Below are 19,905 nucleotides of genomic sequence, written 5' to 3'. Positions count from 1 at the left end.
GCACCCCCGATCACCCCATGGGGCTAGCGTCAGGGTATGGAGATCGCCACCGCCTTCCTCGAGGAGAACCGCAGGTTGGGCACGTTGCTGGCGCCCGCGGACCCCGAGACCCCGGTGCCGACGTGCCCCGGGTGGGTGCTGCGGCAGCTGCTCACCCACGTCGGGCGCGGCGACCGCTGGGCGGCGATGATCGTGCGCGAGCGCTCGAACGAGCGGATCGACCAGCGCGCGGTGCCGGACGGCAAGCCGAGCGGCGACCCGATCGCCTGGCTCGCCGACAGCGCACGGATGCTGGTCGACACGGTCGCCGCCGACCCGGACGTGCCGGTGTGGACCTTCACCGGCCCGAAGCCCGCGGCGTGGTGGGTGCGGCGCCGCCTGCACGAGGCCACGGTGCACCGGGCCGATGCGGCGATCGCGCTCGGCGTGCCGTTCGTGATCGAACCCGAGCTGGCCGCCGACGGGGTGTCCGAGTGGCTCGACATCCTCACCTCCCGGCGGGTTCCCGAGGCGGGGCCGGCGTTGCCCGCGGGCGCCACGCTGCACCTGCACGCCACCGACGACGGCCTCGGGGCCGACGGCGAGTGGCTGGTGCGCTCGCAGGACGGGCGCGTCGCGTGGGAGCACGGGCACGCGAAGGGTTCCGTCGCGGTGCGGGGCAGCGCGGCCGCCCTCCTGCAGGCGGTGCTGGGGCGGATCCCGCCCGACGACCCCCGCCTGCAGGTGTTCGGCGACGCCGCGGCGTGGCGCACCTGGTTGGAACGCACCCCCTTCTGACGGGGCGGCCCGCGTCATCCTTTCCGCCGACGCGGACCTCGCCATTTCTCCGGATTCCTGGACGCATCCGTCTCCATAGCGTTCTTCGCGTGGAGAACCTGGTGCAGTTGGTGCGCGACCCGATCGTCGCGCTGATCGTCGCGTGCGAGATCGGGCTGTGGGTGCTGCTCGGGCTCGGGCTCGTCACCCGGTACCTGCTGCGGCTCCGGACGCCCAGCACGCTGCTGCTGGCTGCCATCCCGCTGCTGGACGTGGTGCTCGTCGTCACCGTCACGCTGGACCTGCTGCGGGGTGCCGAGCCGCGCTCGGTGCACGGGCTCGCCGCGCTGTACCTCGGGTCCAGCGTGGCGTTCGGGCCGAGCATCGTGCGCTGGGCCGACGTGCGGTTCGCGCACCGGTTCGCCGGTGGACCGCCGCCGGTGAAACCTGCCAAGGGCACGCCCGAGCGCGTCGCGGCCCTCTGGCGGGAGTGGAACCGCGTTGTCGTGGCGGCCGCGATCGCCTCGGTGGTGCTGGGCGGGCTGATCCTGTTCGTCGCGACGCCCGAGCAGTCCGGGCTGCTGTCGTGGTGGATCGGGCGGGCCTGGGCGGTGGTCGGGATCTGGCTGGTGGCCGGCCCGCTGTGGGAGAGCGGTTCGCGGGCTACGACGGCAGGTCGGGGCTGAGGAGGTCCATGAGGAGGCAGTCGTGCCACCCGCCGTCGGCGGAGCGCTCGTAGCGGCGCATCACGCCGACCGGCTCGAACCCGGCCCGGGCGCAGCTGCGGATCGCCCGCTCGTTGTGGGCGGCGGGGTCGATCGTGACGCGGTGGTGGCCGCGGCTGCGGAACAGGAACCGCGCCATCGCCCGCAGCGCGTCGCAGCCGAGGCCCTGGCCCTGGAAGTCGGGGTGCAGCGCGAGGTCGAGCGCGGCGTGGCGGTGGTCGGGGTCGGTCTCCTCGCGGTAGAGGATCAGGCCGACGACCTCGCCCGCCAGCTCGATCGCGTAGCCCTGCGGCCCGAGCAGCTCGCGCCGGACGCGTTCGAGGTCGTAGCCGCCCCACCAGGGGGCGATCTCCTCGTGCCGCAGGATCGAGAGGAACACGGGCACGTGCTCGGGGGTGGTGGGGCGGAGTACGACGGTCTGGCCTGCGATCGCGGACGGTTCGGTGGCGATGGCCGTCATCGGGGGGTCCCTTTCAGGTGGTGAGATCGAGGCGGGCACGTTCCACGAGCGATGCCGACGAGAGCGGCTGTTCGAAGATCGCCTCTGCCCGGCGCTCGTGGATGTCGAGCGTGGCGATCGTGTTGCCGAACAGGGGGCCGACCAGGCGTTCCCAGGTCAGCGGCTTGGGCGGGGCCCCGGCGCGCCGGGCCCAGCGTTCGGCGAGCCACCGGGCGGCCCGCGACCACCCGAGCCGGAACCCCGGCCGCACGAACACGTGGATCATGTTGTGCACCGGGGAGCACGTGAGCTGGTGGACCGGGGCCGCGGGGCGGCTCGGGAGGTCGGCCCGCGCGGCGTAGCTGTGGTGCACGTCGCCGGAGAGCACGGTGACGGCGGCGATCCCGCTCGCGGCGGCCCGCTCGATCATGGCCGTGAGCCGGTCGAAGGAGGCCCGGAACGCGGGCCAGTGCTCCAGGTCGGCGGCCTGGCGGAGGGCCTCGGCCAGCTTGCCGCGCGGGCCCGGCCGGGCGGCAGCGATCTCGTTGACGGTTTCGAGGTCGCCGATGGCGTGCGGCAGCAACCAGGGGACAGACGTGCCGATCAGGAGGTGGTCGACCTCCCCCGGGGCCGCCGCCTGATTCTCGATCCAGGAGAACTCCGACTCGCCGAGCATGAGGTGGGCGCCGTCCTCGAGGATCCGCCCGTTCCGGGAGTCGATCATGATGAGGCGGGAGCGGCCGATGTCCCAGCGGAAGCTGAACCGCACGCCCTTCGCGCCGCCGGACTCCGCGTCGGCGCGGTCGGCGAGCTCGACGAGCAGCGGCCAGGTGTCACCGCCGTGCTCCACGATCTTGCGGTAGTCGGTGTCGGCCGCGAGCTCCTCCGGGGGGAGGTTGCCGATGTGCTGGTACACCCAGTACGACGCGAGCGCCGACCGGATCCGCTCGCGCCACCACGGCGTGCGGTTCATCTCGGCGCGCCAGGCGGCGGAGGTGTTCCAGTCGTCGCGCACGTCGTGGTCGTCGAAGATCATCGCTGTGGGCACGGTGGACATCAGCCACCGGATCTCCGGGTCGGTCCACGCGTCGCTGTAGAGGCCGACGTACTCGTCGAAGCCGACGATCTCGTCGTCGGGCCAGTCGAGATGCCGGTCTGCCCGCCCGGCGATCCGGCGCCGGTGGCGGGGCGTGAGCTCGTCGGCGTACACCTGGTCGCCGAGCAGCAGGAGCGCGTCGGGCCACTCCTCGAGCGGGCGGTCGACCATGCGCGCCGCGTACGCGTCGAGCGCGTCGACGCCCAGCTGCGCCGCCAGCTTCGGGTCGGTCACCTTCGAGTAGCGGCAGGACCCGAAGATCACGCGCAGCTGCCCGCCGCTCGCCGAGCGCGGGCGGATCACGCTCGCCGGGAACGGGCTGTTGTCCTGCGGCCAGACCCGCTCACCGTCGATGTGCACCTCGTAGGGCACCACCGCGCCCGGTTTCAGCCCGGTGACCGGCACGAGCGCGTAGTGGTGCCCCGCCACCTCGAAGGTCTGCGCGGTGGCGCCGAGCACCGACACGGTGGCCGCGCGCTCGGTCTGGACCCACACCGACGCCGTGGTCTCGCCGACGTGGCGCAGCACCGGTCCGAGTACGAGTGTCACTCCACCACACTAGTGAGTGACGGGGTACACCGCCGCCCGTGCGAACGGGCCCGCGTCAGGCGTGGTCGAGCGCCAGCAGCGCCGCGCCGATCTTGCCCGCGTCGCCGCCGAACGTGGCCGCGACGACCGGGGGAACGCCGCGCGCGGCGGGCGCGTACGCGTACTCCCGCGCGGTGGTGCGGGCGGGTCCGAGGAGCAGCTCGCCGGTCTCCACCAGCCCGCCGCCGACCACCACGGCGTCGACCTCGAAGATGTTGGCCAGCGACGCGATGCCGACGCCGAGCCAGCGGCCGAGCCGGGCGAACAGCGCCTTCGCCACCTCGTCGCCCTGCTGCACCGCCTCGAGCACCGTGTGGCCGGTGACCTCGCCCTCCTCGGCGCCGATGCGGGCGATGAGGCCGTCCGGGTGGTCCTCGGCCGCCTCGCGGGCCATCCGGGTGAGCGCGGTGCCCGACGCGAACGCCTCGAAGCAGCCGTGGTTGCCGCAGCCGCAGCGCGGACCGTCCGGGTTGAGGATGATGTGGCCGAGCTCGGCACCCAGGCCGGTGGGCCCGCGGTAGATGCTGCCGTCCATCACGAGGCCGCCGCCGATGCCGGTGCCCACCGTCACCAGCACCATGTTCGGGTAGGGCTCCCCGAGCCGGGCCTCGGCGAGCGCGGCCACGTTGGCGTCGTTGTCGACGATGACGGGCAGCTCGGTGACCTTCTCCAGCTGCTCGCGCACGGGCCAGTCGCGGTAGGAGTTGTTCGGCGCCCACAGCATCCGGCCGGCGGGCCACTCGACGATGCCTGCGGCGCCGACACCGATCGCGGCGACGTCGTGGGCCGCGCGGAAGCGCTCGATGAGGGAGAGCAGCACCTCGGTGACCGACTCGGCGTCGGACTCCTCCGGCGTCGGTTCCACCAGCTCCGCCACGACGGTGCCGCGCTCGTCGACAACGGCACCGGCGATCTTGGTGCCGCCGATGTCAAGCCCGATGGCCAGCCTGGGGGTCGTCACCCCCGAATGATGTCACCACCGATTGATCGATACAGCGGATGGTCGACGCTGGGTTTGGATGCGCCCCTGCGCGGCTATGCGCTCGACATGCTCCTTCGACGAGTTGCCCGACCGATGCTGGCCGCCCTCTTCATCCAGGGCGGCATCAACGCCCTCCGCGCCCCGGAGGCACACGTGGAGGCCGCGCGGCCGGTGCTCGACGCGGTGGCGCCGGCCGTCGACAAGGCGACCGAGGTCGCCCCGGTCGACCACCGCCCCGACGACGTGCTGCTGGTCAAGATCGACGCCGGGGTGAAGATCGCCGCGGGCACCATGCTCGCGCTCGGCAAGTGGCCCCGCCTCGCCGCGACGGCACTGGCGGCCACGCTGGTGCCCACCACGCTGGCCGGCCACCGGTTCTGGGAGGAGACCGACCCGCAGCGCAAGCAGGAGCAGCAGATCCACTTCTTCAAGAACGTCGGGCTGCTGGGCGGCCTGCTGATCGCGGCCGCCGACACCGAGGGCAAGCCGTCGCTGGGCTGGCGCGGCCGCCGGGCCGCGAAGCTCGCCGCCGCGCAGACGGGCGTGGTGACGGGAGCCGCGTCGGACGTCGCCGGGCGCGTCACCGGTGCCGTGCACGACGCGAGCGGCAAGGTCTCGGGCTCCGCGCAGCAGGCGGGCGGCGCGGTCGCGGGTGTCGCCGCCGGGCTGGCCGGGCTCGCACCCGCCACCGGTGCCGCGCTCTCGAAGAGCGCCGCCAAGGCCCGCAAGCGGGCGGAGCGCCGCAGCGCCCACCTGCAGAAGGTGGCCGACCGGCGCAGCGCGCACCTGCAGAAGGTCGCCGCCAAGCGCACCGCGCAGCTGCAGAAGCGCGCCGCGAAGCGCACGGCCGAGCTGCAGAAGCGCCTCGACAAGGCGCCGGGCGTGGCGAGCAAGCTCGGGCACGACGTCGCGGCCCGCGCCTCCGCGGCGGGCAGCGCGGTGGCCCACCAGGCGAGCGGGCTGGCCGCGGACGCGCGCAAGCGCGCCCACGCCCTCACCCACTGACCGGCGTCAGGCCGTGTCGGGGCCGATGAACCCCTTGGAGATCATCCAGTCTCGGGCCACGATGCCCGGGTCGGCGCCGTCGACGTCGACCTTCTTGCCGAGCTCGATCATCTCCTCGTTGTTCAGCGCCATCGCCACGGGCTGCATCACCTGCTCGATCTCCGGGTGGCGCTGGTAGAGCTCCTCCCGGAGCACGACGCAGATGTTGTACTGGGGGAAGAACCGCTTGTCGTCCTCCAGCACGCGCAGGTTCAGCCCGGCGATCCGGCCGTCGGTCGTGAAGATCTCACCGAAGTTGCAGGTGCCGTTGGCGATGCCGGCGTAGATGGCGCCGGTGCCGAAGGTCTTCACCTCGGTGGTCGGGAAGCCGTAGGTGGCCTGCACCCCCGGCATGCCGTCCTGCCGGCTCGCGAACTCGGTCTCCACGCAGAACACGGCCTCGTCCGGGTTCTGCTGCAGGAACGCCGTCATGTCCGAGGTGGTGCGCAGGTTGTGCTCCTGCGCGTAGGCCTCGGTCACGCCGAACGCGTAGGTGTTGTTCAGCTCGGAGTACGGCAGCCAGCGCATCCCGTTCTCGCGCAGGTCGGTGTCGCGCACGGCCTCGTACTGCGCCTGCTCGTCGGGGATCGGATCGGTGTTGCCCAGGTAGTTGATCCAGCCGGTGCCGGTGTACTCCCAGGTCAGATCGATGTCACCGGTCTTGAGGGCGAGCCGCGAGTTCGACGACCCCTGGATGTTGGTGAGGTCGCGGACGTCCGCCCCCGCCGCCGTCAGGGCGAGTTCGGCCATGTAGCCGACGAGGATCTGCTCGGTGAAGTCCTTGGACCCCACCGTGATCGTCACGCCCTCCAGGGCCGGGACCGGGGTGATCGTGCCCGGGGTGACGGTGAACGGCACCGCGGTGTTCTGCGTCAGCCCGCAGCCGGTCAGCACGAACATCGCGGCGGCCAGCAGCGCCGCGGCGGGCCTCCTCATTCGGCCCCCTTCGGTGCGAGCCAGCGCTCGGCCATCCCGCCGACCCAGTCGACGAGCAGCGCCAGCCCGATCGCCAGCGCCGACCCGACGTACATGACGGAGTTGAGCTGCAGCTTGTAACCGGTGTCGATGAGCTCTCCGAGCCCACCGCCGTTGACGAAGAAGGCGAGCGTGGCCGTGCCGACTGCGAGCACGAGCGCCGTGCGCAGGCCCGCCAGGATCAGCGGCACGGCCAGCGGCAGTTCGACCCGGCGCAGCACCCCCCACGCGGACATCCCGATGCCGCGGCCCGCGTCGATCAGCGACGGGTCCACCTGCTGGATGCCGACCATCGTGTTCCGCAGCACCGGCAGCAGCGTGTAGAAGACCAGCGGGATCGCGACGGCCCAGAGCCCCTCGATCCCGGTCCACAGGAAGAACAGCACGATCACGCCCAGCGCGGGTGCGGCCTGCCCGACGTTCGCGATCGCCAGGAACACCGGGCTCGACCAGCGCAGGGCCGGCCGCGTCAGCGCGATGCCCAGCGGGACTGCGATCACGACCACCAGCGCGCTCACGACCAGCGTGATCAGCACGTGCTGCCCGGTCAGGGTGAGGATCGTCGGCAGGTTGAGCGTCTCCCGCTCGTTCGCGCTGAGCTCGCCGCTCAGCGCCCACACGATCACCGCGCCGACGATCAGCACGACCGCGATCGGCTGCACGAACAGCCGCAGCCGGTCCGACCGCAGCGCGACGCTGGGCCGCTGCTCGACCGCCCGGGTGCCGCTGACGCCGGGCAGGCCCTCCACCGCGGCCGTCATGCGCCGTGCTCCTCACGGACGTTGGCGATCACGCTCGTGACGGTGTTGATGTCGATCGAGCCGAGCAGCTCGCCGCGGCTGCCCGTGACGGGCGCGCACCCGCCCTCGGTGAGGATCGCCTCCAGCGCGTCCTGCAACGTCGACTGGGTCGACACGGTGTCGCCGACCGGCCTGCCCACGCCGTCGAGGGACTGCTTGCCCACCAGTTCCCGCACGTGCACCCAGCGCTGCGGGCGCCGGCGCGCGTCGAGGACGAGCGCGTAGGTCCGGCCGGACTTCGTGAGCTTCTCGGCGACGACGGCCGGGCGCTCGTTGTCGCCGACCGCGAGCACCTGGTCGGTGGAGTAGTCGACGTCGCGCACCCGCGTCAGCGTGAGCTGCTTGAGCGAGGCGCCCGCGCCGACGAACCCGGCCACCGTGTCGTTGGCGGGGTTGGCGAGGATCGCGTCCGGGGTGTCGTACTGCTGGATGCTCGACCGGTCCCCGAGCACGGCGATCTTGTCGCCGAGCTTCACGGCCTCGTCGAAGTCGTGGGTGACGAACACGATCGTCTTGCCCAGCTCGGCCTGCAGGCGCATGAGCTCGTCCTGCAGGTTGCCGCGGGTGATCGGGTCGACGGCGCCGAACGGTTCGTCCATCAGCAGGACGGGCGGGTCGGCGGCGAGCGCCCGGGCCACCCCGACGCGCTGCTGCTGGCCACCGGAGAGCTGGCGTGGCAACCGGTGGGCGAACGTCGCGGGGTCGAGCCCGACGAGCTCCATCATCTCGTCGACGCGATCGGCGATCCGCTTCTTGTCCCACTTCAGCAGGCCCGGCACCACGCCGATGTTCTGCGCCACGGTGTAGTGCGGGAACAGCCCGGCCTGCTGGATGGCGTAGCCGATCGTGCGCCGCAGCTGGTCGGGATCGATGTGCAGCGCGTCCTTGCCGTCGATCGTGATCGTGCCCGACGTCGGCTCGACCATCCGGTTGATCATCCGCATGGTCGTGGTCTTGCCGCAGCCCGACGGGCCGACGAACACGACCACCTTCCCCGCGGGGATGGTCATCGTGAACTCCTCGACGGCAGGCGCCGAGGTGTTCGGGTACTTCTTGGTGACCTTCTCCAGCCGGATCTCGGCGCCGCTGACGCCCTGCTCCGTCGGCTGCTCGATGGTCTCAGTCACGGATCCCCCTCGGGACGGTCAGACGGGAGATCAACACGAAGATCCCGTCGAGGATCAGGGCGAGGACGACGACGCCGAGGGTGCCGGCGAGCGCCTGGTTGAGCGAGTTGGCCGAGCCGGCGCGGGTCAACCCGGAGAACACCTCGGAGCCCAGCCCGAAGCCCTTCGCGTAGGCGGCGATCACCGCGATGCCCATCAGCATCTGCGCGGCCACCCGCATCCCGGTGAGGATCGCGGGCCACGCCAGGCGCAGCTCGACACGGGTGAGCACCCCGACCCGGCCCATGCCGATGCCCTTCGCGGCGTCCGAGACCGCAGGATCCACCCCGGACAGCCCGACGATCGTGTTCCGCACGATCGGCAGCAGGCCGTAGAGCGTCAGCGCGATCACACTGGGCGTGACGCCCAGCCCGACGATCGGGATCAGCAGACCCAGCAGCGCGAACGACGGGATCGTCAGGATCGTGCTGGACAACGCCGTGGCGATCGCCGACCCCGCGGGGCTGCGGTAGACCATGATCCCGACGACGACCCCGATGATCGCGGCGAGGATCGTGCACTGCACGACGCCGCTGACGTGCAACCAGGCCTGCAACGACAGCCGGTCCCAGCGTTCGGCGACGTACTGCCAGAGACTCACCCCCGACCCCCTTTCCTCCTCCAGTCCGCCGGTCGTGGCTCGGCCCGGCGGTTCGGGAACCCTATTCCGGTTGACGTCCGCCCGCCGGACATGACGGGCGCCCGACCATGGACATGACAGGTCCTGGCTGTCCGCAGCCGGCCGACCCATGCTGGAACGCGTGGATCACGGTGAGCTCGGGCACTTCCTGCGCAGCAGGCGGGCGGTGCTGCAACCCGCGGACGTCGGGCTGCCCGCGGTGGGCCGGCGCCGGACGCCGGGCCTGCGCCGGTTCGAGGTGGCGCAGCTGGCCGGGATGTCCCCGGACTACCTCGCGCGGCTCGAGCAGGGTCGCGGCGCCGCGCCCTCGGCCGCCCTCGTCGCGGCCCTCGCCCGGGCGCTGCGGCTCGACCGGGACGAACGCGACCACCTGCTGCGGCTCGCGGGGCACCCCGCACCGCCCGTGGCCGGGCGCGCCGACCACGTCGACCGCGCCCTGCTGCGCCTGCTCGACGACCTGGCCACCCTCCCCGCGCTGGTGGCCTCCGACCTCAACGTGGTGCTCGCGCAGAACGCGCTCGCCGACGCGCTGCTCGGCGAGCAGACCGGGCTGCGCGGCCACGCCCGCAGCTGCACGTACCACTGGTTCACCGATCCTGCGTTCCGCGCCGGCCTGCCCGTCGAGGACCACGAGGCGGAGAGCCGGGCGCAGGTCGGCGACCTGCGGGCGGCGGTCGCGGCGCGGGGCCGGGACCGGTGCGCCACGGGGCTGGTGCGGGCCCTGCGCGCCGCGAGCCCGGAGTTCCGGCGGCGGTGGGCCGAGCACGACGTGGCCGTCCGCCGCAGCGCCCGCAAGCGGATCCTCCACCCGGCCGTCGGGCTGGTCGAGCTCGACTTCGACGTCCTGGCCACCGGCGAGGGACAGCGGCTGGTCGTGTACTCGCCCGCCCCGGGGAGCGAGGCCGTGGGGAAGCTCGAGCTGCTCGGCGTGCTCGGCCGGGAGCGGTTCGGCACCGCGGCGCCCCGGCGGACGTCGTGAAGGCCGTGCGGGCGTTCGCCCTCCTCGCCACGACGGCTCTGGCCGCGTGTGCGCCCACCGCGGGAACGGAGCTCACCGACGTCCGGGTGCTGGCCGAGTTCGACGCGGCCGCCGGGCAGAACGCCGAGAGCATCGCGGTGGAACCGGGGGGCGACGCGGTGATCGGCATGATCGGCGCCCGGCAGGTGGTCCGGGTGCGGGGCGACGGCGGCGCCAAGGTGCTCGCCGCCATGCCGCTGCCCGCGGGCGGCGACGGCACCACACCGGTGGTCGGCGCCGCGCAGGTCACCGGGGTGGCCCGCGACCCCGGCGGCGCGGTGGTCTTCCTCTACGCGGCCGGGCGGGGCGGGATGACCGGCATCTGGCGACTGCCGCCCGGCGCGACCGAGCCCCACCTGATCGTCCCGCTGCCCGCGGACACCATGCCGAACGCCCTGATCGTCGACGAGGCCGCGGGCCGCTTCCTCGTCACCGACTCGACCGGCGGCCGCGTGTGGGAAGCGCCGCTGCACGGCGGGGAACCGGCGGTCTGGAGCGCCGACCCCGCCCTCGCTCCGTCCCGCTTCTTCGGGGCCAACGGGCTCAAGCTGCACGGGGGAGCGGTGTGGGTGAGCAACTACGACCGCGGCACGATCCTGCGGATCCCGGTGCAGCCGTCGGGCGCGGCCGGGCCGGCCACCGTGCACGCCACCGGCCTGGCCGGCGTGGACGACTTCGACTTCACCGGCCGGGACGACGAGATCCTCGCGGCGCTCAACGACACCAGCGAGGTGGTCGTCGTCGCGCAGGACGGCACGCACCGCGTGCTCCTCGACGGCGGCGACGGGCTGCAGGGCACCACGGCGGTGGTCGTCCGTGACGGCACCGCGTTCATCACCAACGGCGCGCTGCTCGGCGGAGACCGGCCCGCGTTGCGGGTGGCGCGGCTCGTCGCGGGTGGTCTTGATTAGCCGGACAACCTTCCCCGTTACGCTCGCGGGCATGGATGGACGGCCCGTGTTCGAGGTCGGCCCGCTGAGCTCGGCGATCTTCCGGCTGGCCCGGCTGCACAAGTCGATCGCGGCCCGCCTGCTGCGGGAGAGCGGTCTGCACCCCGGCCAGGAGCTGGTCCTCATGACGCTGTGGCGCGACGGCCCGCAGCGGCAGGTCGATCTCGTCCGCACGCTCGACTCGGACGCGCCGACGATGGCCCGCAGCATCGCCCGCCTGGAGAAGGCGGGCCTGGTCCGCCGCTCGCCCTCCCCGTCCGACGGCCGCGCCGTCATCGTGGAGGCGACCGAGGCGAGCCTGCCGCTGCGGGAGAAGGTCGAGCAGGCGTGGGCCACTCTCGAGCGGCTCACGGTCGACGGGCTGTCGCCGCAACGTACGAGCGAGGCGTTGGCGCTGCTCACCGAGCTGGAGGCCGGCCTGCAGGCCGCCGCGGAGCAGGCCCATCTCGACGGTCACTGACCCGCTCCTCGAAAAAGTTGGCCGGACAAGGAATGCTCCCGCCAATTTAGTTGTTCGGCTAACTGAAGCACCGAACGACCACCAACGAGGAGCACCGATGTCCCGGCACCCCGACGTCCGGACCCACCGGACGGCCTTCGAGCCCGTTCAGCTCGGCAGCCTGCGGCTGCGCAACCGGATCGCGATGGCGCCCATGACGCGCAGCCGGTCCTACGACACCCACCCGACGCCCGACATGGCGACCTACTACTCCCAGCGCGCAGGCGCCGGCCTGATCGTCACCGAGGGGATCCAGCCCAGCCCGACCGGCCAGGGCTACCCGGCGACGCCCGGCCTCCACTCCGCGAGCCAGGTCGAGTCGTGGCGGGCGGTCACCGACGCGGTGCACGCCCGCGGCGGGACGATCGTCGCCCAGCTCATGCACACGGGCCGGATCGGGCACCCGAGCTCGACCGCCGGCGTCGTCCCCGTCGGGCCGTCCCCGGTCCGTGCCGCCGGGCAGATCTTCACGCCCACGGGCCTGCAGGACCATGTCGTGCCGCGGGAGCTGACCGACGACGAGATCGTCGCCACCATCGCCGATTTCGCCGACGCCGCCCGCAACGCCGTCACCGCCGGCTTCGACGGCGTCGAGATCCACGGGGCCAACGGCTACTTGCTGCACCAGTTCCTCGCGACCAACGCCAACCGCCGCACCGACCGGTGGGGCGGGAGCCCCGAGAACCGCATCCGGCTCACCATCGAGGTCGCCCGCGCCGTCGCCGACGCGGTCGGCGCCAACCGCACCGGCCTGCGCCTCTCGCCGAACAACGGGCTCGGCGACACCCACGAGCCCGACCACGCCACGACCTACCCGCTGCTCGTCGCGGGGCTCAACGAGCTCGACCTGGCCTACCTGCACCTCGTCGAGGCGGGCGACCCGGCGCTCACCCCGGTTCTCAGGTCCGCGTGGAACGGCGCCCTCGTCCTGAACGCCGCCACGCCGGACCCGCTCGACCACCCGCGCCGCCTCGACCTGGTCGACGCCGGAGCCGCCGACGTCGTCTCCTTCGGCCGGCTCTTCATCGCCAACCCCGACCTGGTCACGCGCCTCACCGACGGTGCCGAGCTCGCGCTGCCCGACATGTCACGGGCGTACGGCGGCGACGACCGCGGCTACACCGACTACCCCGCGCTCGCGGCGTCCTGACCCTCACCCGTTCTCCGGAGGACGAACCCATGACCACCACATCCCACGCGACCGGCCGCACCGTCGTCATCACGGGCGCCGCGGGCGGCGTCGGCGCCGCGCTCGTCGAGCGCTTCCTCGGCAACGGCGACCGCGTCATCGCCACCGACGTCTCCGCCGACGCCCTCGACGCCCTCCGCTCCCGCCTCGACGCCGGGGACGACCTCGTCACCGTCGCAGGCAGCATCGCCGACGAGCAGGACGTCGAGACCCTCGCCGCCGCGGCACGTGACGGGGGCGGCGTCGACGTCCTGCTGAACGTCGCCGGCTTCTTCCCCTTCGACCACTTCGCCGACACCACCCCGCAGCGCTGGCGCACCGTCATCGACATCAACCTCACCGGCTACTTCCTCGTCACCCACGCCCTCCTGCCCCTGATGCGGAGCCGCGGATGGGGCCGGATCGTCAACGTGGGCTCCGCGTCCATGTACCCGGGTGTCGCCGGCCAGGTCCACTACGTCTCGGCGAAGGCGGGCCTGGTGGGCTTCACGCGCAGCCTGGCCCGGGAGGTCGGCGACGACGCGATCACCGTCAACCTCCTCACCCCGGGCCTGACGCTCACCGGGCCCGTCCTCGACCAGTTCCCAGCGGAGCTGATCGCCTCCCAGCGCGAGGGTCGCGCTCTCCGGCGCGACCAGCACGCCGGCGACCTGGTCGGCCCGATCTTCTTCCTCGCCTCGCCGGACGCCGACTTCGTGACCGGTCAGACGCTCAACGTCGATGGTGGCATGTTCATGAACTGATCCGGCCAGGCTTGACCTTCTCGTCGCGGCAACTTCTACCGTCCGAACATGGGCTGGTCGATACAGCAAGTAGCTCGCGCGTCGGGGACAACGGCCCGAGCCTTGCGGTACTACGACGAGATCGGGCTCCTGCGTCCGGCCCGAGTGGGCGCCAACGGCTACCGCTATTACGAACGCGAGCAGTTGCTGCGGCTGCAGCAGATCCTGCTCCTCCGCGAACTGGGAATGGACCTCGCGACGATCGGCAACGTGGTCGACGCCGAGCGCGATCCCGTCGAGGCGCTTCGCCGCCATCGTCGCCGCCTGCTCGACGAGTGGGAACGGCTCCGCCGGCTGGCGGGGACGGTGGCCGCCACGATCGACCACCTGGAAGAAGGGACCGACATGCCCGCCGAGGACCTGTTCGAGGCGATGACGCCGGAGCGCGCCGAATACCTCGCCGGACTGCCGAAGAAGCGGGTGGCGGCCGGCACGCAGTTCGTCGACGATTTCGGCCGCGTCCTGCTGGTCGAGCCGACCTACCGGCCGTACTGGTTGCTGCCCGGTGCCGTCGTCCGGACGGACGAGTCGCCCTTCTCGGCGGCGGCACGAGCCGTACGGGACGAACTCGATCTGCCCGTCGAGCCCGGGCGGTTGCTGGTGGTCGACTGGGTCCCACCCGGTCCCGATCGCATCGAGGGGCTGCTGTTCGTCTACGACGGCCCCACGCTCTCGTCCGAACAAGCAGCCGCGATCACCTTGCCGCCGGAGGAACTCCGCGGCTGGGCCTGGTGCACCGACGAAGAACTGCAAGACCGTCTGCCCGCGCACATGCTCAGACGCACACGGGCCGCGTGCCGAGCACGTGCAGAAGGCGAAACCCTGTATCTGGAGAACGGGGCCGGATCTATCGGGTGATGCCGGTGTGCCCGAGGGAGTAGCGGCCCGGTTGCGGCCAGACGCAGAGCCCGTGCGGGCCGTTGCCGACCGCGATCTTCCGGATGAGGTGCCCGTCGTCGGTGGAGAGCACGTAGACCGAGCGGCTGTAGCGGCCGGAGAGCCACAGCTGCGAGCCGTCGGCGGTGACGTTGCCCATGTCGGGGCTGCCGCCGCCGGGGATGTGCCACTTCGTGACGGGTTGGCCGGTGTAGGCGTCGAGCACGCTGACGGAGCCCTCGTGGCGGTTGGTGACGAAGAGCCGGGTGGCGTCGCGGGAGAGGTAGAGCCCGTGCGCGCCGTGCCCGGTGGGGATCTCCCGGATCACGGCGGTGGCGGCGCCGTCGAGGACCCACAGCCCGTTCTGCTGGGCGTCGGCGATGTAGTAGACCGAGCCGTCGGGGGCGAGCTTGATGTCCTGCGGGCCCATCCTGGTGTTGCGGTGCGGCATGTCGATCATCCGCAGCAGGCTGCGGCCCGGAACGTCGACCACGGCGACGCGGCCGGCGAACTCGCAGGTGAACACCGCGGTGCGCCCGTCGGGGCTGAACTCGGCGTGGTCGATGCCGGCGCAGTCCGGGGTGCGCAGCTCGCCCAGCTCGGCCCAGGTGTGGGGGTCGTAGAAGACCAGCCGGCGCAGTCGTTCGGCGACGGAGATCGCGACGGTGCCGTCGGGGGTGAAGTACATGTTGTAGGGGTCGGTGACCGGGATCGCGGCGCCGGGGGTGCCGGTGGCCGGGTCGAACGGCACGATCTTGTTGCCGGTGTCGTCGGTGGCGTAGAGCGTGGTCATGTCCCAGGACGGCACGACGTGCTGCAGTTCGCCGCCCAGCCGGTACCTGCCCACCGTCTCGAAGGTGGCCGGGTCGATCACCCGTACCTCACCCGATTTCGTGTGCGGCACGTAGACCAGCGGTTTCGCCGACCGCACGGTGGGCGAGAGCATGCCGGCGCCGGCGTCGGCATAGACGTTGCGCCGGTCGGTGACCGGTGGCATGCCCGGCAGGGCGTCCGGGTCCGCGGCCGCGGCGGCGGCCGGTGGGTCCGCGGCAGCAGGCGGATCCGGTTCCAGTGGGGCCGCGGCGGCGCCACACGCAGCCAGGAACGCCGAGGCGAGCGCGATCAGCGCGACGACTGCACCACCGCTCCGGTGCCGATGCTCCACGTGTGTCCAGTCGCCCTGCTCGGCGCGAACATTTCGTCAGGTCGCCCGCGATCACGACGCAGCCGGTGGTGCCCCGGCGCCGCACCTGACACAGTCCCGGTGGCTGGGGGATGGAGACCACATGGCGAAGTCCGTGCTGTACATGTCCATGTCGCTCGACGGGTTCATCGCCGGACCGGGCGACGGCCCTGGCAACGGGCTCGGGGACGGCGGCCTCCGGCTGCACGAGTGGCTCGGTGATCCCACGTCCGACCTGCCGCACTTCGACCCCCCGGGGCCGAGCGGGCAGGTGTTCAGCGAGCTGATGGCGACGGGGGCGGTCGTCGTGGGTCGCAAGACGTTCGACTACGCCGGCCACTGGAACGGCGACCACCACGGTGTTCCCATCTTCGTACCCACGCGCGGTGTGCCGCCTGCGCCGCAGAGCGACTGGGTCCACTACGTGCCCGACGCCGCCACAGCGATGCGTGAGGCCAAGGTGGCCGCCGGCGACAAGGACGTGATGGTGCACGGTGCCGGGCTCGCGCAGGCGTTGCTGCGCGAGGGCCTGCTCGACGAGATGGAGATCCACCTGATCCCGGTCGTGCTCGGTGCCGGGCGGCGGCTGTTCGATGCGGACCGCATCGAGCTCGAGGTGATCCGGGTGCTCGAGGCGCCCGGTGTCACGCACCTGCGTTATCGGGTGGCCCCCCACTGACGAGAGCCGCGATCAGCCCCAACCGATCAGCGCGCGCCGGAATCTACGGATGCGGATGGCCGGTGGGACGAATGCGGGCGCTCGGGGGGATGTTGTGGACGAGGAGACGGCATCGAGCGACCCGCCGCGGTCGTGGCGCCGGCAGGCGGCGTTCTGGGCCGGTGCCGGCGTGCTGGTCGCCGGCATCGGCGTGCTGGGCTACGCGGTCGGCGTTGCCGACGACGTGTATCCGACGAGGCCGGCCGATCCGCCGTACACGACGTTCGTGGAGCAGCACGGGCCCTGGGTGGCGCGCGGTTTCGCGGCCGTGTGCGGGGTGCTCGCGGTGGTGCCGGTGGGGTGGGGTCGGGCGGTTTCAACCCGGAACCCTCGACCCCGTTACCGGAACGCAGCCCCTGCTTGTGGCCGCTGTCCCCTGGATGTCCCGCGAGAGGTGCCTCGGCACCTGCCGCTTGGGGCACACGTGCAGGTGAAGCCGGTGGGGCGGGTGGGGTTCGAACCCACGACCTGACGGATTATGAGTCCGCTGCTCTGACCAGCTGAGCTACCGCCCCGGCGCCGCGAGGCTACCGAACCCTCGCGGCGCTGAGGACGTCAGCCGCCCAGCCCCGCGAGTCGCACGCGAGCGTCGCGGTGGATGCCGCCGTGTACTGCTCGAGCGGATCACCGGGAGGTCAGCAGCACGTCGCGGTCGTGGCCACCACGCTGGAGTGCTGCTCGGCGAGGCCGTTGCGGGAGCCGCGTCCGGATGCACCTCTGGAGGTCGACCACCCGGCGCCACCGGGCACCGCACAAACCGAGTCGGGACCGCACATTGCGGGCGGTGTGCGCCGTCCCCACCCGGTGTGTGCGGTGGCCCGATCACCGCGTCAGCGCGAGCCCACGAGACGTGCTCGTCCACGAGTCCGGAAGAGTGAGGCGAGCACCTCGCACGCCCGCCCAACCGAGGATCGCTGGTCACGACGCGAGCCGCCGTCGATTTGCGCCATCCCCGCCCACCCGGGCGCCCGCCGGGTTCCGCGGAACCTGCCCCCGATCCGCCGCAACGAGATCGTTATCCGCATTGGCAGCGGTCGTCGGCTCAGCGGCCGTTCGGCGGAACGGGGAGGACGTCGGACACAGCAGCACGCCCGCCCAGACGCACCAGGAGCCCCGGTGGTGCGAAGCCGCTCCCGCTCGGGCCGCGTAACAGCGCGCTGCGCGACGTCGACTTGCTTGCTCGGTAGTCACGCTCCCCGATCGGCGTGTCACGCGCTGCGATCCCCCAGATTTTTCCGCTCGACAGGAGAGGCACGTTGACGAGGACCGCCCTCGTGGCCGCCGCCACGCTCATCTCGCTCGCCATGGCGACCACGCCCGCGTGGGCAGGTGACCCGGCTGCAGACCCGTACCCGCAACGGTGTGACGACGAGCAGGTGGTCGTTCCGCCGCCCGTCGTGCCGACCCTGCCCCCGCCGCCGGTGACCACGGTGCCGGTGGAGCCACCCGTCACCCCGGTCCCGGAGCCGGACGTCGTGGCGCCGCTACCCACGGAGGCGCCGTCCATCGAGCTGCCCGAGCCGACGCTGCCCCGTGACGAACCCACGGAGGCGCCCGACCTGGACGATCCCGAGCCGCAGCCCGAGCCGGACGAGGACTCCGACAGCGGTGATGACAGCGGTGACAGCAGCGATGAGGAGCCCGCCGAGGTCGAGCTCGAGGTCGAGGACGCCGCCTTCGTGGTCGGGCGCCCCGGGTGGTGCCACGACGACCCGGACGACCACGGCGGTGACGACGGGAGCGACGACGGCGGCGTCCGCTACGAGGACTGCGCCGAGGTGCGGGAGGCGGGTGCGGCACCGATCTACTGGTGGGAGGACGGCTTCGCCGGTCACCTCGACGCCGACGATGACGGCATCGGCTGCGAGTGGGACGGTCCCGGCGACCACGACGGCGTCCGCTACGAGAACTGCGCCGAGGCGCGCGAGGCGGGCGCAGCGCCGATCTACTGGTGGGAGGACGGCTACGCGAGCCACCTCGACGCCGACGATGACGGCATCGGCTGCGAGTGGGGCGGCTCCGGCGACCACGACGACGACAACGGCCGCGGCGACGACGGCGACAGCGAGGACGGCGACGGCGACGGCGACTCGTCGAGCGGCGGCAGGACGGTCTCCGTGAGCAACCACTCCTACGGCGACTCCATCCCGGTCCCGGTCGGCGGCGTCGCCACCGGAGCGGGCCGGTGAGGCCGGTCGTCGGGCTCGTGGCGCTCGCCGCCCTCCTGGTCGGCGGGTGCTCGGCCACCACGCCCGGGGTGCCCGCCCCGGCACCGGCGTCGCCGGCGCTGCCCGTGGTCGCCGACCCGGTGGCGGTCTCGATCCCGAAGCTCGGCGCCGAGTCCGAGCTGATCGACCTCGGCCTGAACCCCGACGGCACCATCCAGGTGCCGCCGGTCGAGCAGCCGGAGATCGCCGGCTGGTACGCGGGCGGGAAGGTCGCCGAGGACGGCGACGAGACGAAGCCGGGCCAGCGCGGCTCGGCCGTCATCGCCGCCCACGTGGACGGGCTCACGCCGGCCGGGCAGAAGGGGCAGCCGGGGCTGTTCGCCGACCTGGCCACGCTCGCGCCGGGCGACGAGGTGTTCGTCGACCAGGAGGGCGGCAACCGGCTGCGGTTCGTCGTGGAGTCGGTGGAGTCCTTCGCGAAGGACGAGTTCCCCGGGGAGCGGATCTACCTCGCCGACGACGCGATCCGGCTGAACCTCGTGACGTGCGGCGGGGCGTTCGACGAGGCGACGGGGCACTACGTCGACAACGTCGTGGCGTTCACGACGCTCGCCCCGTGACGGACCGCGTGCGCGCCGACGCGGCCTGCGCGGACGGGCTCCGGCGCAGCACGTTGAGCACCATGTCGATCAGTTCCTGCGGCCGGTTCGTGCACCCCTCGGCGCCGCGCCGGACCGCCTCGTCGAAGAGGTCCGGGCTCGTCGACCCCGCGTAGATGATGTACGGGGTGCGGTTCCCCTCGGCGCGCAGCTTCTCCAGCAGCTCGTAGCCGGCCTGCCGGTTCGGCGGGCGGGCCATGTCGGAGATGATCACGTCGTAGGTCGTGCCCGCGTGGATCCGCTCGAGTGCGTCGTCGGTGGAGGTGCTGAGGTCCACCGCGATCCCGATCGCCGCCAGCGCGTTGCGCTCGTAGCGGTTGTTGCTCGGCACGTCGTCCACCCAGAGGATGCGCGGCGCCACGCCGGCGCGCTGCACGGTGCGCGCCGCGTCGTCCACCGTCTCCAGGGCTGCGGATGCGCTGACCGGCTGGCCGTCCTTGGTCTGGGTCGCGTCGGCGAGCGCGACGGCGGCTTCGGCGCGCCGGCTCGCGGAGAGCTCGAACCCGCCGGGTGCCTTGACCGAGAAGTTGTCCCGTTCCATGAGGCCGCGCAGGGAGCGGCGGAAGAGGAGCACCACGAACACGAGCACCGTCGGCCAGACGACCACGCCGACGAGCTCGGCGATCTGCTGAAGCATGGGGACTCCGAGGCT

Annotated in this window: 22 protein-coding genes and 1 tRNA gene; 13 read left to right on the top strand and 10 right to left on the bottom strand. The window is 72.6% G+C overall.

Features of this window, described 5'->3' with window-relative positions; genetic code table 11:
• Positions 1-36 precede the first annotated feature (36 nt).
• The gene (locus ACFPL3_RS33830; RefSeq protein WP_343943025.1) at positions 37-777 is read left to right on the top strand and encodes a maleylpyruvate isomerase family mycothiol-dependent enzyme; all 741 of its coding nucleotides are present in this window, start codon (positions 37-39) and stop codon (positions 775-777) included.
• Positions 778-866: 89 nt separating this feature from the next.
• The gene (locus ACFPL3_RS33825; RefSeq protein WP_343943024.1) at positions 867-1,442 is read left to right on the top strand and encodes a hypothetical protein; all 576 of its coding nucleotides are present in this window, start codon (positions 867-869) and stop codon (positions 1,440-1,442) included.
• Here the strand turns inward: ACFPL3_RS33825 and ACFPL3_RS33820 are convergent.
• The 3 genes from ACFPL3_RS33820 to ACFPL3_RS33810 are packed head-to-tail and all read right to left on the bottom strand — an operon-like array spanning position 1,420 to position 4,565.
• Positions 1,420-1,941 carry a GNAT family N-acetyltransferase gene (locus tag ACFPL3_RS33820; RefSeq protein WP_343943023.1) on the bottom strand — a complete coding sequence of 174 codons (522 nt, stop codon included), beginning with the start codon at positions 1,939-1,941 and terminating at the stop codon, positions 1,420-1,422. The genes ACFPL3_RS33825 and ACFPL3_RS33820 overlap by 23 nt on opposite strands.
• A 13-nt stretch (positions 1,942-1,954) precedes the next feature.
• A complete protein-coding gene (locus ACFPL3_RS33815) occupies positions 1,955-3,565 on the bottom strand; it encodes an alkaline phosphatase D family protein (RefSeq protein WP_343943022.1) in 1,611 nt (536 codons plus the stop codon).
• A gap of 55 nt (positions 3,566-3,620) precedes the next feature.
• On the bottom strand, positions 3,621-4,565 hold the full coding sequence (locus ACFPL3_RS33810; RefSeq protein ID WP_343943021.1) for an ROK family protein: 945 nt from the start codon (positions 4,563-4,565) through the stop codon (positions 3,621-3,623).
• Positions 4,566-4,679: 114 nt separating this feature from the next.
• On the opposite strand from ACFPL3_RS33810, the gene ACFPL3_RS33805 reads away from it, so the two are divergent.
• Positions 4,680-5,591: a DoxX family protein gene (locus ACFPL3_RS33805; RefSeq protein WP_343943020.1), complete on the top strand. Its 912-nt coding sequence runs from the start codon at positions 4,680-4,682 to the stop codon at positions 5,589-5,591.
• 6 nt (positions 5,592-5,597) lie between these two features.
• On the opposite strand, the gene ACFPL3_RS33800 is transcribed toward ACFPL3_RS33805, so the two are convergent.
• Genes ACFPL3_RS33800 through ACFPL3_RS33785 form a run of 4 tightly spaced genes read right to left on the bottom strand, consistent with a single transcriptional unit; the run spans position 5,598 to position 9,172 of the window.
• On the bottom strand, positions 5,598-6,566 hold the full coding sequence (locus ACFPL3_RS33800) for a glycine betaine ABC transporter substrate-binding protein (RefSeq protein WP_343943019.1): 969 nt from the start codon (positions 6,564-6,566) through the stop codon (positions 5,598-5,600).
• On the bottom strand, positions 6,563-7,366 hold the full coding sequence (locus ACFPL3_RS33795; protein ID WP_343943018.1) for an ABC transporter permease: 804 nt from the start codon (positions 7,364-7,366) through the stop codon (positions 6,563-6,565). Before ACFPL3_RS33795 ends, ACFPL3_RS33800 begins: the two co-directional genes overlap by 4 nt.
• Positions 7,363-8,532 carry an ABC transporter ATP-binding protein gene (locus ACFPL3_RS33790; RefSeq protein WP_343943017.1) on the bottom strand — a complete coding sequence of 390 codons (1,170 nt, stop codon included), beginning with the start codon at positions 8,530-8,532 and terminating at the stop codon, positions 7,363-7,365. The genes ACFPL3_RS33795 and ACFPL3_RS33790 overlap by 4 nt, the downstream gene beginning before the upstream one ends.
• Positions 8,525-9,172 (bottom strand): ABC transporter permease, encoded by a 648-nt coding sequence (locus ACFPL3_RS33785; protein WP_343943016.1) that lies wholly within the window; start codon positions 9,170-9,172, stop codon positions 8,525-8,527. Before ACFPL3_RS33785 ends, ACFPL3_RS33790 begins: the two co-directional genes overlap by 8 nt.
• A gap of 160 nt (positions 9,173-9,332) precedes the next feature.
• On the opposite strand from ACFPL3_RS33785, the gene ACFPL3_RS33780 reads away from it, so the two are divergent.
• From ACFPL3_RS33780 to ACFPL3_RS33755, 6 genes are all read left to right on the top strand, one after another.
• Complete coding sequence (locus ACFPL3_RS33780; protein WP_343943015.1) at positions 9,333-10,190, top strand: MmyB family transcriptional regulator; 858 nt, start codon at positions 9,333-9,335, stop codon at positions 10,188-10,190.
• Positions 10,187-11,140, top strand: coding sequence for an SMP-30/gluconolactonase/LRE family protein (locus ACFPL3_RS33775; RefSeq protein WP_343943014.1), 954 nt, complete (start codon positions 10,187-10,189; stop codon positions 11,138-11,140). The genes ACFPL3_RS33780 and ACFPL3_RS33775 overlap by 4 nt, the downstream gene beginning before the upstream one ends.
• Before the next feature lie 31 nt (positions 11,141-11,171).
• Positions 11,172-11,639 (top strand): MarR family winged helix-turn-helix transcriptional regulator, encoded by a 468-nt coding sequence (locus tag ACFPL3_RS33770; RefSeq protein WP_343943013.1) that lies wholly within the window; start codon positions 11,172-11,174, stop codon positions 11,637-11,639.
• A 97-nt stretch (positions 11,640-11,736) separates the two neighbouring features.
• Complete coding sequence (locus tag ACFPL3_RS33765; RefSeq protein WP_343943012.1) at positions 11,737-12,828, top strand: alkene reductase; 1,092 nt, start codon at positions 11,737-11,739, stop codon at positions 12,826-12,828.
• Positions 12,829-12,857: 29 nt separating this feature from the next.
• Positions 12,858-13,610: an SDR family NAD(P)-dependent oxidoreductase gene (locus ACFPL3_RS33760; protein WP_343943011.1), complete on the top strand. Its 753-nt coding sequence runs from the start codon at positions 12,858-12,860 to the stop codon at positions 13,608-13,610.
• Positions 13,611-13,658: 48 nt separating this feature from the next.
• On the top strand, positions 13,659-14,507 hold the full coding sequence (locus ACFPL3_RS33755; protein ID WP_343943010.1) for a MerR family transcriptional regulator: 849 nt from the start codon (positions 13,659-13,661) through the stop codon (positions 14,505-14,507).
• Here ACFPL3_RS33755 and ACFPL3_RS33750 read toward each other — a convergent pair.
• Positions 14,497-15,690 (bottom strand): YncE family protein, encoded by a 1,194-nt coding sequence (locus ACFPL3_RS33750; protein WP_343943009.1) that lies wholly within the window; start codon positions 15,688-15,690, stop codon positions 14,497-14,499. The two genes, ACFPL3_RS33755 and ACFPL3_RS33750, sit on opposite strands and share 11 nt — an antisense overlap.
• A 121-nt stretch (positions 15,691-15,811) precedes the next feature.
• On the opposite strand from ACFPL3_RS33750, the gene ACFPL3_RS33745 reads away from it, so the two are divergent.
• On the top strand, positions 15,812-16,387 hold the full coding sequence (locus ACFPL3_RS33745) for a dihydrofolate reductase family protein (protein WP_343943008.1): 576 nt from the start codon (positions 15,812-15,814) through the stop codon (positions 16,385-16,387).
• A gap of 94 nt (positions 16,388-16,481) precedes the next feature.
• Positions 16,482-16,898 (top strand): hypothetical protein, encoded by a 417-nt coding sequence (locus ACFPL3_RS33740; protein ID WP_343943007.1) that lies wholly within the window; start codon positions 16,482-16,484, stop codon positions 16,896-16,898.
• On the opposite strand, the gene ACFPL3_RS33735 is transcribed toward ACFPL3_RS33740, so the two are convergent.
• Positions 16,867-16,941: transfer RNA gene (locus ACFPL3_RS33735), tRNA-Ile, on the bottom strand. The genes ACFPL3_RS33740 and ACFPL3_RS33735 overlap by 32 nt on opposite strands.
• Before the next feature lie 741 nt (positions 16,942-17,682).
• On the opposite strand from ACFPL3_RS33735, the gene ACFPL3_RS33730 reads away from it, so the two are divergent.
• Both ACFPL3_RS33730 and ACFPL3_RS33725 read left to right on the top strand, forming a co-directional pair.
• Positions 17,683-18,615, top strand: a complete 933-nt coding sequence (locus tag ACFPL3_RS33730) for an excalibur calcium-binding domain-containing protein (RefSeq protein WP_343943006.1) — start codon at positions 17,683-17,685, stop codon at positions 18,613-18,615.
• On the top strand, positions 18,612-19,214 hold the full coding sequence (locus ACFPL3_RS33725) for a sortase domain-containing protein (protein WP_343943005.1): 603 nt from the start codon (positions 18,612-18,614) through the stop codon (positions 19,212-19,214). Before ACFPL3_RS33730 ends, ACFPL3_RS33725 begins: the two co-directional genes overlap by 4 nt.
• Here ACFPL3_RS33725 and ACFPL3_RS33720 read toward each other — a convergent pair.
• A complete protein-coding gene (locus ACFPL3_RS33720; protein ID WP_343943004.1) occupies positions 19,195-19,890 on the bottom strand; it encodes a response regulator in 696 nt (231 codons plus the stop codon). The two genes, ACFPL3_RS33725 and ACFPL3_RS33720, sit on opposite strands and share 20 nt — an antisense overlap.
• Positions 19,891-19,905: the final 15 nt, after the last annotated feature.

The organism is Pseudonocardia zijingensis (assembly GCF_042657305.1).
GTDB lineage: Bacteria > Actinomycetota > Actinomycetes > Mycobacteriales > Pseudonocardiaceae > Pseudonocardia > Pseudonocardia zijingensis.
Note: the sequence above shows the minus strand (reverse complement) of the source record. Positions and strands in the feature narration are given on the sequence as shown.

Coding starts and splice junctions, on each gene's coding strand:
- ACFPL3_RS33770 (WP_343943013.1), top strand. CDS start 11,172: ATGGATGGACGGCCCGTGTTCGAGGTCGGCCCGCTGAGCTCGGCGATC.
- ACFPL3_RS33755 (WP_343943010.1), top strand. CDS start 13,659: ATGGGCTGGTCGATACAGCAAGTAGCTCGCGCGTCGGGGACAACGGCC.
- ACFPL3_RS33765 (WP_343943012.1), top strand. CDS start 11,737: ATGTCCCGGCACCCCGACGTCCGGACCCACCGGACGGCCTTCGAGCCC.
- ACFPL3_RS33720 (WP_343943004.1), bottom strand. CDS start 19,890: ATGCTTCAGCAGATCGCCGAGCTCGTCGGCGTGGTCGTCTGGCCGACG.
- ACFPL3_RS33805 (WP_343943020.1), top strand. CDS start 4,680: ATGCTGGCCGCCCTCTTCATCCAGGGCGGCATCAACGCCCTCCGCGCC.
- ACFPL3_RS33830 (WP_343943025.1), top strand. CDS start 37: ATGGAGATCGCCACCGCCTTCCTCGAGGAGAACCGCAGGTTGGGCACG.
- ACFPL3_RS33745 (WP_343943008.1), top strand. CDS start 15,812: ATGGCGAAGTCCGTGCTGTACATGTCCATGTCGCTCGACGGGTTCATC.
- ACFPL3_RS33800 (WP_343943019.1), bottom strand. CDS start 6,566: ATGAGGAGGCCCGCCGCGGCGCTGCTGGCCGCCGCGATGTTCGTGCTG.
- ACFPL3_RS33795 (WP_343943018.1), bottom strand. CDS start 7,366: ATGACGGCCGCGGTGGAGGGCCTGCCCGGCGTCAGCGGCACCCGGGCG.
- ACFPL3_RS33760 (WP_343943011.1), top strand. CDS start 12,858: ATGACCACCACATCCCACGCGACCGGCCGCACCGTCGTCATCACGGGC.
- ACFPL3_RS33820 (WP_343943023.1), bottom strand. CDS start 1,941: ATGACGGCCATCGCCACCGAACCGTCCGCGATCGCAGGCCAGACCGTC.